Genomic DNA, 15,469 nt, shown 5'->3' with positions numbered 1-15,469 from the left:
CTGGCGGGACGAGAAGACTCAGGCGCGGCGGCCTGCGTGAACTTTGGCATGGGCGGGCGCGGCGCGCGCCTCGCGCAGCATGAGGCATTCGGCCGCGATTGCGGCGGCGATCACCGCCGGCTCCTTGCCCGTTATCCCCGCGAGGCCAACCGGGCAGCGCAACGCGTGGATCCGCGCCGCCGGCACGCCCATCTCGGCCAACCGCCGGACGAAACGCGCCTTCTTGGTGGCCGAGCCGATCAGGCCGACGCCGGCGACGCCGGGATGGACGAGCGCGGCCGCGACGATGTCGAGATCGAGCTGATGGCTATGGGTCATCACCAGCACCTGGGCGCCCGCCCCCGCTTCGGCCAGCACCGCCTGCGCCGGCCCGGCGGTCGGCGCGACATGGCCCGGGATCGATCCCGGAAAGGCGCCTGGCCGCTCGTCGCACCAGACCACATGAAAAGGCAGCGGCGCCAGGGCCAGCACCAGGGCGCGGCCGACATGGCCCGCCCCGAACAGCAGGATCGTCGCCAGCCGTTCACCGAAATGCTCGATCTGCTGGCCGGCGATCACCGGACCGGGACCGGCCTGGGGATCGACGATGCGGCGGATCATGCGTCCACCGGCATGGCGCCGGGTGACAACGGCAAAAGGCCCGGCGCGCTCGGCCGCCGCGAGCATGGCGATGTCGTCGAGGTCGTCGGCGTCGAAGGCCTCGATCGCCAGCCGCACATGGCCACCGCAGCATTGACCGAGATCGGGACCCAGCGCCTGGTCGATGATCACCACGGAGCGCTCGCCACGCGCCAGCACGGCCTGCGCCTTGGCGAGCGCCTGCCATTCCAGGGCGCCGCCGCCGATCGTGCCGTGAAAGGCGCCGTCCGGCCGGACGATCATGCGCACGCCGGCCTCGCGCGGGGTCGAGCCGCGGGCCGCGACAAGGCTGACCAGGGCGCATGCGCCATGCGCCTCGACCATCGCCTTGATCCGCGGCCAGACCTCCATGACCTCAGGCTCCCTGTGCCGCACGCTGCGCCTCGCAGGCGAACAGGATGGCCTCGGGCGTGGCGGGGGCGTCAAGCTCGACAGCATGCGCCGGATTCAAGGCATGAATAGCGTCGGCAATGGCCGAAAACACCGCATTGGCCAGCATCAGCGGCGGCTCGCCCACCGCCTTGGAGCGATAGATCGTCGCCTCGCGGTTGGCGCCGTCGAAAAAGGCGACGCGGAAATCGGCCGGCACGTCGCGCGCGGTCGGAATCTTATAGGTCGACGGCGCATGCGTCCTGAGCCGGCCCCTGGCGTCGTAGACCAGTTCTTCCATGGTCAGCCAGCCCATGCCCTGGACGAAACCGCCCTCGATCTGGCCGAGATCGATCGCCGGGTTCAGCGACTTGCCGACATCATGCAGGATGTCGACGCGGTCGAGGGTGAATTCGCCGGTCCAGGTATCGACCGTCACCTCGGCGCAGGCCGCGCCATAAGCGAAATAGAAGAACGGCCGGCCGGTCGCCTTGGCCCGGTCCCAGGTGATCTTCGGCGTGGCGTAGAAGCCGGCGGCGGAAAGATGGGTGCGCGCCAGATAGGCCTTTTTCACCACCTCGGCGAAGGACAGGACATGCTCGCCCGAGCGCACCTGGTCGTCACGGAAGGAGATGCTGCCAACCGGCACCTGCCAGTCGCGGGCGATGAACTCGGCGAGCCGGGCCTTGATCTCGGCGGCCGCATTCCTCGCCGCCATGCCGTTCATGTCGGTGCCCGAGGAGGCCGCGGTCGGCGAGGTGTTCGGCACCTTGCCGGTATGGGTCGCCGATATCTTCACGCCGTCGAGCCCGATGCCGAACTCTTCGGCCACCACCTGCGCCACCTTGATGAACAGGCCCTGCCCCATTTCGGTGCCGCCATGGTTCAGGTGTACCGAGCCGTCCTGGTAGACATGGACCAGCGCGCCGGCCTGGTTGAGGAAGGTGGTGGTGAAGGAGATGCCGAACTTGACCGGCGTCAGCGCCAGCCCCTTCTTCAGCACCGCATTGCCGGCATTGAAGGCGGCGATGTCGGTCCGGCGCCGGCGATAATCCGATGAGGCCTCGAGCTGGCGCATCACGTCGCCGGCGATATTGTCCTCCACCGTCATGCCATAGGGCGTAACGTTGCGCTCCGTCGTGCCATAGAGGTTGCGGTAGCGGACATCGAGCGGATCGAGGTCCAGCGCCCAGGCGATCCGGTCCATCATGCGTTCGGCCAGCAGCATGCCCTGCGGCCCGCCGAAACCGCGGAACGCCGTGTTCGACACGGTATTGGTCTTCATCCGGCGCGAATGGATCGCCACATCGGGATAATAATAGGCATTGTCGGCGTGGAACATGGTCCGGTCGTTGATCGACGACGACAGGTCATGGCTGTAGCCGCAGCGGCTGGCGAACTGCATGTCGACGCCGACGACCCGGCCATCGAGATCATGGGAACAGCGATAGCCGGCGATGAAGTCGTGCCGCTTGCCGGTCATGGCGAAATCGTCGTCGCGGTCGAGCCGGACCTTGCAGGGCCGCCCGGTCGCCCTGGCCGCCAGCGCCGCCATGGCCGCCCAGCCGCTGGCCTGGCTCTCCTTGCCGCCGAAGCCGCCGCCCATGCGCCGGACCTCGACCGTCACGGCGGCATCGGCGATGCCGAGCACGCGCGCCACCACATGCTGCACCTCGCTCGGATGCTGGGTCGAGGAATGAACGGTATAGGAACCGCCCTCCTCCGGCACGGCCAGCGCCGCCTGGCCTTCCAGGTAGAAATGCTCCTGGCCGCCGATCTTTAAACGTCCTTCGAGCCGGCACGGCCCCTCGGCCAGCGCCGCCGCGACGTCGCCGCGCCGGAACGCATAGTCGGCCATGATGTCGGCATTGGCCGCGAGCGCGTCGTCGACCGAGACGAGCGGCGCCTCCTCGTCGATCTCGATCACCGCGCGGGCCGCCGCCCGGCGCGCCGCGTCGCGCGTCCGCGCGACCACGGCGAACATCACCTGGCCGTGGAACTCCACCCGCTCCGCGGCGAAGAGCGGGTCGTCGCCGGCGACCGGACTGACATCGTTGACCGCGGGCACGTCCTTGGCGGTCAGGACCGCCACGACATCGGGCGAGGCCGCGACCGCGGCCAGATCGAGCCTGGTGATCCGCCCGCGCGCGGCCGGCGAACCGCCGGGCGCGACATGCAGCGTGCCCTGCGGCTCCCTGATATCGTCGATATAGGGGGCGGAACCCTGCACATGCCGCTCGGCAGCGTCATGTTTCACCGTGCGATGGACGTGGCGTTCCCCGGCCTGGCTTTCCGGGAACTCGCCGGCGGCGGGTTCAGGCGTCATGGCCGGCCTCCCGAAGATGCACGATCCGCGTCCCGTCGCGCCGGCCCGAAGCGATCTCCATCAGGGCCTTGCGCAGCAGATTGACCGCGACGAGGCGGCGATAGCGGGCCGAGGCCCGGTGATCGTCCATCGGCTGGAAATCATCGGCGAGCCTGGCTGCCGCCGCATCGCAGGCGGCGCGATCGTCGATGTCCAGGCCGGCCAGGGCCGTCTCGACCGCCGCCGCGCGCTTGGGCACCCCGGCCATGCCGCCGAAAGCCACCCGGGCACCCTGGATGCGGCGACCATCGAGGCTGATCTTCACCGCGCCCATGACCGCGGAAATGTCCTGGTCGTTGCGCTTGGCGATCTTGAAGGCACGCAAATGGTCGTCCGGCCCGGGCCGCGGCACGCTGACATGGGTGACGATCTCGTCGGCCGCGCGATCCTGCCGGCCATAGGCCAGGAAGAAGTCCTCCAGCGGCAGCGCCCGTTCGGCCGCGCCGCGTCTGAGATGCAGCGTCGCGCCGAGCGCGATCAGCAAGGGCGGGCTGTCGCCGATCGGCGAGCCATTGGCGATATTGCCGCCGAGCGTGCCGGTGGCGCGGACCTGGGCCGAACCCAGGCGGTCGGCCCAGACGGCCACGTCCGGATCGAAACCGGCAAGCGCCTGCTCCGCCTCGGCATAGGTCGCCGCCGCGCCGATCGAAATCGCCTCGGGCCTCTCGATGATCTGGCGAAGCTCGGCCACCCGTCCGGTGTGAACGAGCTTCGGCAAGGTCCTGAGCTGCTTGGTGATCCACAGGCCGACATCGGTCGCGCCGCCGACCAGCACGGCATCGGGATGGCCGGTCATCAGCCGGCAAAGGCTTTCCAGCGAGGCCGGCGCGGCAAAAAACGAGGTCGCGTCGCCGACGATCAGGTCCTCATTGTCGCGCAGTGCCGCCAGCGCCGCGGCGGTTGCGCCGCGCATGCTGCTGAAACGATCGCCGGGTGGCATCGAACAGGCTTCCAGCGCCGCCTCGACGATTGGCCGATAACCGGTGCAGCGGCAGAGATTGCCGGCGATCCGCGTCAGCACCGCGCCGCGATCCGCCGCGCCGCTCGCACCCTCCTGGTAGAGCGTGAACAGGCTCATGACGAAACCCGGCGTGCAGAAGCCGCATTGCGAGCCGTGATGGCGCACCATAGCGTCCTGAACCGGGTGCAGTTGATCGCCTTCGGCCAGATCTTCGACCGTCACGACCTCGCAGCCGTCGACCTGGCCGAGCAGCAGAATGCAAGCATTGACCGGCTCATAGACGAGCCGGCCGCCCTTCAGGCGGCCGAGCGCCACGGTGCAGGCGCCGCAATCGCCTTCGCCGCAGCCCTCCTTGGTGCCGGTCAGCCGCCGTTCGATGCGCAGCCAGTCCAGCAAGGTGGTCATGGGCTCGAACCGGTCGATCGCGACGGTCTGGCCCCGGTGCAGGAAGCGGAGCGGGCGGGCTATGCGCGTCATGATCCCCGATAGGTCGAATAGCCGTAGGGCGAAAGCAGCAACGGCACATGATAATGCTGGTCGAGCGCGGAAATGCCGAAACGCAGCTCGACCACGTCGAGGAAGGGCGGATCGAGCAGCGTCAGCCCGATCGAGCGGTGGTAATCCGCGACATCATATTGCAGGGCATAGGCGCCGGGGGCGATCGTCCCGGGCGTCAGGAGCGGCTGATCGGCGCGCCCGTCGCCATTGGTCCTGCCCTCCGCCACCAGGTCGCGGTCCTGACCGTCCAGCCGGTACAGCCGATAGGCAATGCCGGCCCCCGGCCTGCCGGTGGCGGTGTCGAGCACGTGGGTCGTCAGATGTCCCGGCATGTCATTCCCCTCGCCACAAAATGTGCCGGAGTTCAGGGGCCGCGCAAAGCGGAATCTCCGGCGACCAAAGACCGCGCCCGGCCGCGCTCTCCCCGGCCCCCGGTCACGCGCCATCCTCCGGGATGACCCGGAAGCGGCGCCCCGGCGCCGGCGGCTAGGCTCGCCGGTAGCCCCGATCGATTCGCGCCATGACCCCAGTTCAGCCGGTCCAGCCATCCTTTGCCGACCTGTTCACGCCGAAACTCGTGACCGTGCTGCGCGAGGGCTACGGCCTCAAGGATCTGCGCACCGACGCGATCGCCGGCCTGACCGTGGCGATCGTCGCCCTGCCCCTGTCCATGGCGATCGCCATCGCCTCGGGAGCAACTCCGGACAAGGGCCTGATCACCGCCATCATCGGCGGCCTGATCATCTCGGCGCTCGGCGGCTCGCGTTTCCAGATCGGCGGCCCCGCCGGGGCCTTCATTCCGCTGGTGGCCAGCACGATCGCCATTCACGGTTATGACGGCCTGGTCATCGCCACCTTCATGGCCGGGCTCATGCTGATCGCCGTCGGCCTGCTCCGGCTCGGCACCTACATCAAATATATCCCTTATCCCGTCACCGTCGGCTTCACCTCCGGCATCGCCGTGATCATCTTCGTCGCCCAGCTCCGCGATCTGCTCGGGCTCCGCCTCGCCGGTCCGGAACCGCCTGACGTGCTGCGCAAGCTGCCGGTGCTCTGGGCCGCCCTGCCGACCGTCAACGGCTTCGCCATCGCCGTCACGCTCGTCTCGCTCGGCCTCATTCTCGGCATCCGGCGGCTCCGGCCCGCCTGGCCCGGCCTGCTGATCGCGGTGGCCGTCGGAGCCCTCGCCGCCGCCCTCTTCCACCTGCCGGTAGAGACCATCGGCTCGCGCTTCGGCGCCCTGCCGTCAGGCATCGCCTTTCACGGCCTGCCCGGCCTGTCGCTCGGCCGCATCCGCGAATTGCTGGTGCCGGCCATCGCCATCGCCATGCTCGGCGGCATCGAATCGCTGCTCTCCGCCGTCGTCGCCGACGGCATGACCGGCCGGCGTCACCGCTCGAACTGCGAGCTGGTGGCCCAGGGCATCGGCAACATGGCCTCCGCCTTGTTCGGCGGCCTGCCGGTGACCGGCACCATCGCGCGCACCGCCACCAATGTCCGCGCCGGCGCCCGCGGCCCGGTCGCCGGCATGCTGCACGCGCTCTTCCTGTTCGTCTTCCTCGCTTTCGCCGGCGCCTTGATGGCCTATGTGCCGCTGGCGACGCTGGCCGCCGTGCTCGCGGTCGTCGCCTGGAACATGGCCGAGAAGCGCGATTTCTGGTCGCTTGTGAACGCCTCGCGGGGCGACGCCCTCGTGCTGCTCGCGGCATTCCTGCTCACCGTCTTCGTCGATCTGACCGCCGGCATCGGGGTCGGCATCGTGCTCGGCGCGCTCCTGTTCATGCATCGCATGGCCGAGGCCATCCAGGTCGAGACCGAACTGCCCATGGTCGACGAGGACGTCGCCGACAGCAGCCAGGCCGCCCCGGCCTATGACGCGTCGATCGCCAGCGACAAGGATGTCGCCATCTACCGGCTGAACGGCGCCTTTTTCTTTGGCGCCGCCGGCACGGTCGGGGCGGTGTTCGACCGCCTCGGCCGCATGCCCCGGGTGTTCATCCTCGATGTGACCGGCGTGCCGTTCCTCGATACGACCGGCGCCTATACGCTGGAAACCTTCGTGCACAAGCTGGAACGTGCCGGCACGGCGGTGATCATCGCCGGCGCCAGGCCTTCCATCGCCAAGGCGCTCGGCCATTTCGACCTGCGCGAACCCAGGGTGCTGATGACCGAAACGCTGGAGGCGGCGATGACCGCCGCCGACGCCCGCCTGGCGCTCGGCGGGGGCGAGACGTGATCGTGTCAGATCGACGATTGCATCAAGATCAGCCGTCCTTCGAGGCTCGCCTCGCTCGCACCCCAGGATGAGGAGCGCGGGATATTGCATCAATGTTGCTTATGAAACCTTGAACGCACCGCGCATTCGCACCGCCATTATTGCAAAACTCCACACTCCTCATCCTGAGGTGCGAGCCCTTGCGAGCCTCGAAGGACGACTGACCTTGATGCCATTCGCTTCAATTCGGGATGATCAAGCTCTAAGCTAGGGGCCGGGCACGGCCAAACAGCAATCCGACCGTGAGGAAATAGGCACTCGTCAGGGCCAGCACGGCCTTGATCCAGAGGCTGGGCGCGAGATCCGCCAGCAGTGTCAGCGCCGAGGCCAGTACCCACAGAGCCAGGACCGCGAGGGTGACAACGCGATAGCGGGCCACCCTGAACGGATGGATCATCACGACCGGCGCGAAGGTCGCCGCCACCAGCACGGCGATCACCAGACCGGTTGCCCAGGGGCCGGGATGAAACACGAAGATGAGGAAGACCGCGGCGTTCCAGACCGCCGGAAAGCCGCGAAACCCGCCTTCCGCGGTCTTCATGTCGGCATCGGCGAAATAGAAGGCCGAGGAGACCAGGATCATCGCGGCGAACCCGAGCTCATAGCCAGGCGGCAGCAGGCCGCCGGCGACCAGGGCATAGGTCGGCACCACGACATAGGTCAGGAAGTCCACGACGAGATCGAGAATGTCGCCGGAAAAGCGCGGCAGCACCTGCTTGACCCGCGCGGCGCGCGCCAGCGTTCCATCGACACCATCGATCAGCAAGGCGACCGCCAGCCAGGCGAACATCACGGCCCAGCGGCGTTCGGAGGCCGCCTGCAGGGCCAGAAGGCCGACGACCGCGCCCGAGGCCGTGAACACGTGAACGGCGAAGGCCGCCAGCCATCGGCCGCCGGAGCCGCCTGGATCGCTCACCCCTGACACCCCTCGGGCAACGCATTGTCGGTCATCGGGCGCCGGGCTCCTCGCGTCATGCGAGTTAGATCGTGGCACGGGCCAACCGTCAACGCGACGATCGACCGCTTTGACGCGATGCCGGCCGGTGCTAGGTCTCGGGCAGCTGGAAACGCATGATGAGCCCGACCGCCAAATCGCCCAAGCCGACCCAAGAGATCGCCGCGCCCGGCGATCGGTCCGATGTCGTGATCGTCGGTGCCGGGCCGGCCGGCCTGTTCGCGGCGCTCGCGCTGCACGCGGCCGGCCTCGGCGCCGTCATCGCCGCCGGCCCGCGACCCACCGGCCTCGACCAGCGGACCAGCGCCCTGCTCGACGGCTCGGTCAAGGCGCTCGAGACGCTCGGTGTCTGGCAGGCCCTCGTGTCCAAGGCGGCGCCGCTGCGCGTCATGCGGCTCGTCGACGACACCGGCCGCCTGATCCGCGCGCCGCTGTTCGAGGGCCGCTCCGACGAGATCGGGCTCGACGCCTTCGGCTACAACATCGCCAATGCCGATCTCAATGCCGGCCTCCGGGCGGCGGTCGACAAGGCCGGCATCGCGGTGATCGAGGAAGCCGCGACCGCGGTCGAAATCGGCCCCGGCGGCGTCACGGTGACGCTCGATTCCGGCCGGATCATCACGGCCGCCCTGGTCGCCGGCGCCGACGGCCGGCACTCCCTGGTGCGCAAGGCCGCCGCCATCGAGACGGTCGAGACGCGCTATCCGCAAACCGCCGTCACCGCGAATTTCGGCCATTCCCGGCCACATTTCGACGTTTCGACCGAATTCCACACCAAGACCGGGCCCTTTACCCTGGTGCCGCTGCCCGGCGACCGCTCCAGCCTGGTCTGCGTCGTCACCCCCGAGGAGGCCGCGCAGATGCTGGCGCTCGACGATGCCGCCTTTTCGCGCGAGATCGAACGGCGCGCTCAGGCCATCCTCGGCAAGGTCACGGTCGAACCCGGTCGCGGCCGCTTCGATCTGTCGGTGGTGACCCCCAGGCACTTCGGCGTGTTCAGGGCCGCCCTGATCGGCGAAGCCGCCCATGTCGTGCCGCCGATCGGCGCCCAGGGCCTCAATCTCGGATTGCGCGATGGCGCGGCACTGGCCGACTGCCTCGCCGACGCCCGGATGCGCGGCGAAGACATTGGCGGCGAGACTGCCATGGCGGCTTACGATCGCGCCCGGCGCGCCGACATCGTTAGCCGCTCCTTCGCCATCCATGCCCTCAACCGCTCGCTGCTGTCGGGTTTCATGCCGGTGCATGGCCTGCGCGGCTTCGGCCTCTGGCTGATGGACCAGATCGGCCCGCTGCGGCGCGCCTTCATGCGCGAAGGCCTGCAGCCCGGCCATGCCCAGCCGCGCCTGATGCGCGGCGAGCGGCCGGACCAGGCCGCCTAGGCGGGAAACAGGTTGATCGGCAGCATCTCGTGCTTCACCAGGTAGAGCACGCTGGTCAGCGTCACCACCGAGATGACCGTGCCGAGCAGGACCGCGTTCGAGGCCTCTTCGACCCAGGTGTCATATTGCCGGGCGATGATGAAGACGTTGAGCGCCGGCGGCAGGCAGGCCATCAGCGCCGCGGTGAAGATCCAATAGGGCTCGAAATGGCCGAGCAGCGATAACAGCAGGATCACCAGGACCGGGTGGATGATCAGCTTCAGGATCAGGATCGGCGAAATCGACGCGGCGACCCGGCCGAGCGCGGCGAAGCTCTCCATGCGCAGCGCCACCGTCACGCCGAGCGTGAACAGGGCCACGGGCGCCGCGGCCGACTGCAGGAACACCAGGAGCCGGTCGAGCATCTCGGGCGGCTGAAACTTCACCACCGCCGAGATGACCCCGATGACGGTCGCCAGGATGAAGGGATGGGTGACGATCTTGACCACCGTCTCGCGCAGCACCGCGGCGATCGAGCGCCGGCGCCCGCCCGAAAGCGCCATCAGGAGCGGCGCCAGCGAGAACAGCAGGATATTGTCGAAGCAGAAGATCAGCGCGACCGGCACCGCCGCATCCGGCCCGATGGTCGACAGTGCCAGGCCCGGCCCCATATAGCCGATATTGCCATAGGCCGCCGACAGGCCGGCAATGGTCGCGAACCGCATATTGCCGTCCGACCGCCACATGACATAGGCGAAACCGAGCACGAAGACCGTCAGCGTCGCCAGCGTCGTGCCGGCGACGAAGGGCACGTTATTGAGCTTTTCCAGCGGCGTCTGGGCCAGGATCCGGTAGAACAGCGCCGGCAAGGCCACATAGATCAGGAAGAAGTTCATCCAGGCGAGCCCGGCTTCGGGGATCGGCGTGCCGCGCCAGGCCTTGAACCGGGCCGTGAAGAAGCCGAGCGCGATCAGCCCGAAAAACGGCATCGCGAGATTGAGAACCTGAATCATGCGGTGAAACCGCCCGCGCCTCGAAGTGAGCCCGCCTGAGCGCTAGCGGTACGATGCCCGGGGGTCAACGCGGCCCGGCGCACAGGTTCGATGCAGGCCTGGGCTCAATGCAGGCGGAGAGTGCCTTGCAGCAGGGTCAGTCGCCCCTGGGGCTCGCGCGTGAAGCTCCACCTCTGACCTCGCCCCGGCGGGGAAGAGGTGAAGATGGTGCTTCCACTGCGAAATCTCGAAAGGCGGCCGCTTCCGGCTGGATGCAGGGAACGGCCCCCCGGGGGCTCAATGCAGGCCGGAACGGCGGGCGTGATATTCGCCGGTCTCGTCGCGCTCGAACACCTCGTCGACCTGCGGATGGCGCACCGGGTCGCCGCTCATGTCGGCTTCCAGGTTCTGCTCGGAAACATAGGCGACATATTCGGTTTCGGCGTTCTCGGCGAACAGATGATAGAACGGCTGGTCCTTCGAGGGGCGGATCTCGGTCGGGATGGAATCATACCACTCGTCGGTGTTCGAAAAGGTCGGATCGACGTCGAACACCACCCCCCGGAACGGATAGAACCGATGCCGGACGACCTGGCCGATCTTGAACTTGGCGACCCGGGGCTTATCCATCAGGCTCACTCGGCGTCTCGCGAAGGGTTGGGGGTGATTTGAGGCGCGCGACAAGAACGCCAACATGCCGTCGTGTCAACCAAAGCTTCAGGAAAACGTCACAAACGGGACGAAAGATCGCGCGGCGGACGCAGAACAGGCGCCGGTCGCGACCCTTCGCCCCGGCTGGGTTGCATTGAAGATACGTGCGGCGGCCGCGCCCGGTTCAGTATCCGCGCGCGGCATGGCCGGTTTTTGATTGGTGCGACCGGCGGCGACAGATCGCTCAGAACGCGTAGCGGGCCGCGAAATCCGGATCCTTGGCGGCGACGATCTTGGCCAGGTCGACCATCACCTTGGCCTGTTTCCAGGTGGCGTCGTCCTGCATCTTGCCGTCGATCATCACCGCGCCGGTGCCGTCGGGCATGGCCGCGAGGATCTTCGCGGCGAAGGCGACCTCGGCCGGGTCGGGCGAATAGACCCGCTTGGCGATGTCGATCTGGCTCGGATGCAGCGTCCAGGCGCCGGCACAGCCCATCAGGAAGGCGTTGCGGAACTGCGTCTCGCAGGCGACCGGATCGGAGAAGTCGCCGAACGGGCCGTAAAAGGCTTTCAGGCCGTTGGCGGCGCAGGCATCGACCATCTTGGCGATGGTGTAGTGCCAGAGGTCCTGCTGGTAGGAGGCCCTGGCCGCCCCCGCGCCCGCCGCATCCGCGACGACCTTGTATTCGGGATGACCGCCGCCGACACGCGTGGTCTTCATGGCGCGCGAGGCGGCGAGATCCGCCGGCCCGAGGCTCATGCCGTGCATGCGCGGCGAGGCCTGCGCGATGTCGTCGACATTCTTCACGCCCTCGGCGGTCTCCAGGATGGCGTGGATCAGGATCGGCTTGGTGACGGCGTGTTTCGCCTCGAGCTGCGCCAGCAACTGGTCGAGATAGTGAATGTCCCAGGCCCCCTCGACCTTGGGCAGCATGACGACGTCGAGCTTGTTGCCGACCGCCGCCACGATCTCGGTGAGGTCATCGAGGATCCAGGGCGAGTTCAAGGCATTGACGCGGGTCCACACGCCGGTCGTGCCGAAATCGGTGGCCTCGACCATCGCGATGAAGCCGCGGCGCGCCGCCTCCTTGGCATCGAGCGGAATGGCGTCTTCCAGGTTGCCGAGCACGACATCGACCGATCCGGCGAGTTCCGGGACCTTGGCCCGCACCTTCTCGATATGCGGCGGCACGAAATGGATCATCCGCTCGAGCCGGACCGGCAGCTCCCGATAGGGCTCGGGCGCGCCGATGGCGAGCGGCTTGTAGACGTTGCGCGGCAGTTTCATCGGGCCCTCCGGAAGTCCGAACCAAGTGGCGGGCGGCCCGTCGGGGCCTTCGCCTGCCCCAGGAAACACCCGCTATCTCATTGGCATGTCGCGCTTTATTCGCGCGGACGCAGGAAATTCTGTAGCCGAGACCGAGCCGGCCGGCCATCCGTCGAAGGGCCTATGATGCACTGCAAAAATGAAAACGGCGCGGGAAAATCCCGCGCCGTTCGGCAATCTCAAGAGATGGAGCGATCGCGGGATCAGCGCGTCGGCGGCGCCAGCGGCGCGGCACCGGCCGGCGGGGCGCCGAGCGGCGCGCCGGGAGCCGGAGCGCCGGGCAGCGTCGGTGCGCCCGGAGCACCACCCTGCTGCTGCTGTTGCTGCAGGCGGCGCTGGGCCTCCTCGCCGCGGCGCTGCAGCTCTTCGGCGAGCTTGCGCTGGCTCTCTTCGTAAGCCTTCGGGTCGACCGGCTGGCCGTCATAGGAGGCCTGGAAACCGTTCAGCGACATGGCGAGCGAGATCGCCCGGTTGTTCATGTTGACGACCTGGATGTTCAGGTTGTTCGAACGCTTCATCCGGTTCAGGAAATCGGTCTGCAGTTCCATCTGCGCGAAACAGGCATTGGGCAGGCAGACCTCGTAGCGCATGGCCTGCGGCGTCGGAGCGCCCTGGCCACCCTCGAGCACGACGCGGATGCCCGGCTGCAGCGACATGCCGACCGGCACGGCGATGATCAGGCGCGGCTTCTCGCCTTCGAGTTCACGAATCTGCACCGAGGCGAGCATCTGGCCGTTCTCGGCGCGCGTCTCCTGCACGACCATGCAGAGCTTCTTGGTGGTCGGCGGCGTACGCTCGTCGACCGGCACGTTGTCGCAAAGCTTCACCCAGGGCGTCTGGATCGCCTGCAGCTGCGGTTCGGCGGCGGCCGGAGCGGCAGGCGCCGCCGGCTGAGCCGGTGCCGGCTGGGCCGGGCGCTGGGCCGGGCGCGGCTGCTGCGCGAGGGCCAGCGTTGGCAGCAGCAGCAGGGCGGCGCCGAGCCCGAGGCGAGCCGGAACAGAGAGACGGGACATGGAAAGAGTCCTTTCGGTCGTTGTCCCGGCGGCGCACGCGCGAAACGCGGTGGATCGGAACGGCAGGAAACGGAATCGGGACGCGCTCTTTCGCCATTGAACGTGGCGACACTTGGGCGCGACCTCCGGTGGCGGTAGATAGCGGCTCGATTGACGCTTGGAAAGCGGGAATCACCGGCCCAACGTGATAAGCATCGGCGTCGATGATACAACTCCTGAACTCGATGAACTTTCGCAGCCTCGCCGTCGCGATCTGCCTCCTCATCCCGCACCCGGTTGCGCAGGCGCAGCCCGCGACCGGGTGGCCGCGCGCCGAGATTCGCGCCGGCATCGCCATGCATGGCGATCCCGCCACCGTGCCGGACCTGGCCCATCGCCGCTACGTCAACCCGGATGCCCCCAAGGGCGGCCGGCTGGTCACCGGGGTCGCCGGCACCTTCGACACGCTCAATCCCTTCGTGGTCCGCGGCCTCGCCATCGCGGGCGCGCGGACTTATCTGCACGAGACCTTGCTGACGCGCTCCTATGACGAGCCGTTCACGCTCTATCCGCAGATCGCGCGCGGCCTGGAGGTTCCCGACGACCGCTCCTGGGTGATCTTCCACGTCGATCCCCGCGCACGGTTTTCGGACGGCCGGCCGATCACCGCCGACGACGTCCTGTTTTCCTGGGAACTCCTGCGCGATCGCGGCCGGCCCAACCACCGGACCTATTATCGCAAGGTGGTGCGCGCCGATCGCATCGACGACCTGACCGTGCGGTTCGACCTGGCCGGCGCGCAGGACCGCGAGCTGCCGCTGATTCTCGGCCTCATGCCGATCCTGCCGCGCCACGCCATCGATCCCGCGACCTTCGAGGACACCACGCTGACGCCGCTGCTCGGCTCCGGCCCCTATACCGTCGCGGAGGTCCGGCCCGGAGAGAGCGTGACGCTGAAGCGAGACCCGAACTGGTGGGGCCGTGATCTGCCGATCAATCGCGGCCTGTACAATTTCGACGAGGTGCGGTTCGATTTCTACCGGGATTCCAACACCCTGTTCGAAGCCTTCAAGAAGGGGCTGGTCGATTTCCGGTCCGAGACCGATCCCGGCCTGTGGGCCGCGGGATATGATTTCCCGGCCATGCGCGACGGCCGGGTGACGCGCGACACCATTCATCCCGGCACGCCCAAGGGCATCCGGGGCCTGGCGATGAACATCCGCCGGCCGGTGTTCCAGGACGTGCGCGTCCGTGAGGCCCTGGGGCTGCTGTTCGACTTCGAATGGACCGACCGCACGCTCTACGCCGGCGGCTTCGCGCGAACGCTGTCGATCTTCGAGGATTCCGAGCTGTCGGCGCGGCTGCGCCCTGCCCCGCCGGAGGAACGGGCGCTGCTCGCCAAGGTCGGCGCCACGATCCGCCCGGACATCCTGGACGGCCGCTACGACGCCCCGGTTTCCGACGGCTCGGGCAGCGACCGCAACCGGCTGCGCGAGGCGATCGGCCTGTTCCGCGCCGCCGGCTGGGACCTGAAGGACGGCGTGCTGCGCAACCGCGCGACAGGCGCTCCTTTCGGTTTCGAACTGCTGGTGGTCACCAGGGACCAGGAGCGCCTGGCGCTGACCTATCAGCGCTTCCTGCGCCGCGCCGGCATCGCCATGCGCGTCCGCACCGTCGACGCCGTGCAATATGACCGGCGTGTGCGCGACTACGATTTCGACATGATCGACTATCGCTGGTGGAACGTCTCGCTGTCGCCGGGCAATGAACAGGCATTCTATTGGGGCGGCGAGGCGGGCCGGTCGCCCGGCAGCCGCAATGTCGCCGGCATCGCCGATCCCGCCGCGGACCAGTTGATCGCCACCATCATCGAGGCCCGCTCGCGCCAGGACCTGGTCACCGCCGCGCGCGCGCTCGACCGCGTGCTGATCTCAGGTTTCTACTGGGTGCCCCTGTTCCATCAGCCGGCGCAGTGGATCGCCCGTTGGAACCATGTCGGAATTCCTGCCGAATCATCTGTTTCCGGCTATCTCTCGGAAACATGGTGGCGCGAAGAGCCTGGAGGGGCGACGCGGCAGTGATCT

General features: G+C 68.2%; 12 protein-coding genes. 3 read left to right on the top strand and 9 right to left on the bottom strand.

The window, feature by feature from the left end; all coding sequences use genetic code 11:
- Nucleotides 1-18: 18 nt before the first annotated feature.
- Genes xdhC through uraH form a run of 4 tightly spaced genes read right to left on the bottom strand, consistent with a single transcriptional unit; the run spans nucleotide 19 to nucleotide 5,164 of the window.
- Complete coding sequence (xdhC, locus tag AC07WJ_RS17470; protein ID WP_494935891.1) at nucleotides 19-990, bottom strand: xanthine dehydrogenase accessory protein XdhC; 972 nt, start codon at nucleotides 988-990, stop codon at nucleotides 19-21.
- A 4-nt stretch (nucleotides 991-994) separates the two neighbouring features.
- Nucleotides 995-3,334: a xanthine dehydrogenase molybdopterin binding subunit gene (gene xdhB, locus AC07WJ_RS17465; RefSeq protein WP_494935890.1), complete on the bottom strand. Its 2,340-nt coding sequence runs from the start codon at nucleotides 3,332-3,334 to the stop codon at nucleotides 995-997.
- Complete coding sequence (gene xdhA, locus AC07WJ_RS17460; RefSeq protein WP_494935889.1) at nucleotides 3,324-4,811, bottom strand: xanthine dehydrogenase small subunit; 1,488 nt, start codon at nucleotides 4,809-4,811, stop codon at nucleotides 3,324-3,326. Before xdhA ends, xdhB begins: the two co-directional genes overlap by 11 nt.
- On the bottom strand, nucleotides 4,808-5,164 hold the full coding sequence (gene uraH, locus AC07WJ_RS17455) for a hydroxyisourate hydrolase (RefSeq protein ID WP_494935888.1): 357 nt from the start codon (nucleotides 5,162-5,164) through the stop codon (nucleotides 4,808-4,810). The genes xdhA and uraH overlap by 4 nt, the downstream gene beginning before the upstream one ends.
- 188 nt (nucleotides 5,165-5,352) lie before the next feature.
- Between uraH and AC07WJ_RS17450 the strand changes: the two genes are divergently transcribed.
- The gene (locus AC07WJ_RS17450) at nucleotides 5,353-7,068 is read left to right on the top strand and encodes a SulP family inorganic anion transporter (protein WP_494935887.1); all 1,716 of its coding nucleotides are present in this window, start codon (nucleotides 5,353-5,355) and stop codon (nucleotides 7,066-7,068) included.
- Between the two features lie 241 nt (nucleotides 7,069-7,309).
- Here the strand turns inward: AC07WJ_RS17450 and AC07WJ_RS17445 are convergent, their stop codons facing one another.
- Nucleotides 7,310-8,023 (bottom strand): CDP-alcohol phosphatidyltransferase family protein, encoded by a 714-nt coding sequence (locus AC07WJ_RS17445; RefSeq protein ID WP_494935886.1) that lies wholly within the window; start codon nucleotides 8,021-8,023, stop codon nucleotides 7,310-7,312.
- Nucleotides 8,024-8,181: 158 nt separating this feature from the next.
- Here AC07WJ_RS17445 and AC07WJ_RS17440 point away from each other — a divergent pair, with 158 nt between their 5' ends.
- A complete protein-coding gene (locus tag AC07WJ_RS17440; protein WP_494935885.1) occupies nucleotides 8,182-9,444 on the top strand; it encodes a UbiH/UbiF family hydroxylase in 1,263 nt (420 codons plus the stop codon).
- Here AC07WJ_RS17440 and AC07WJ_RS17435 read toward each other — a convergent pair.
- The 4 genes from AC07WJ_RS17435 to AC07WJ_RS17420 form a co-directional block, all read right to left on the bottom strand.
- Nucleotides 9,441-10,436 (bottom strand): AEC family transporter, encoded by a 996-nt coding sequence (locus AC07WJ_RS17435; RefSeq protein WP_494935884.1) that lies wholly within the window; start codon nucleotides 10,434-10,436, stop codon nucleotides 9,441-9,443. The two genes, AC07WJ_RS17440 and AC07WJ_RS17435, sit on opposite strands and share 4 nt — an antisense overlap.
- A 276-nt stretch (nucleotides 10,437-10,712) precedes the next feature.
- Nucleotides 10,713-11,045 (bottom strand): heat shock protein HspQ, encoded by a 333-nt coding sequence (gene hspQ / locus AC07WJ_RS17430; RefSeq protein ID WP_494935883.1) that lies wholly within the window; start codon nucleotides 11,043-11,045, stop codon nucleotides 10,713-10,715.
- Nucleotides 11,046-11,310: 265 nt separating this feature from the next.
- Entirely contained in the window at nucleotides 11,311-12,354 is a 1,044-nt protein-coding gene (locus AC07WJ_RS17425; RefSeq protein WP_494935882.1) for an HpcH/HpaI aldolase/citrate lyase family protein, read from the bottom strand.
- Nucleotides 12,355-12,596: 242 nt separating this feature from the next.
- Complete coding sequence (locus AC07WJ_RS17420) at nucleotides 12,597-13,406, bottom strand: invasion associated locus B family protein (protein ID WP_494935881.1); 810 nt, start codon at nucleotides 13,404-13,406, stop codon at nucleotides 12,597-12,599.
- A 203-nt stretch (nucleotides 13,407-13,609) separates the two neighbouring features.
- On the opposite strand from AC07WJ_RS17420, the gene AC07WJ_RS17415 reads away from it, so the two are divergent.
- A complete protein-coding gene (locus tag AC07WJ_RS17415) occupies nucleotides 13,610-15,466 on the top strand; it encodes an extracellular solute-binding protein (RefSeq protein ID WP_494935880.1) in 1,857 nt (618 codons plus the stop codon).
- Nucleotides 15,467-15,469: the final 3 nt, after the last annotated feature.

The organism is Phreatobacter sp. GW821-FHT04C01, from assembly GCF_059420385.1.
This window is presented reverse-complemented; position numbering and strand designations above follow the sequence as displayed.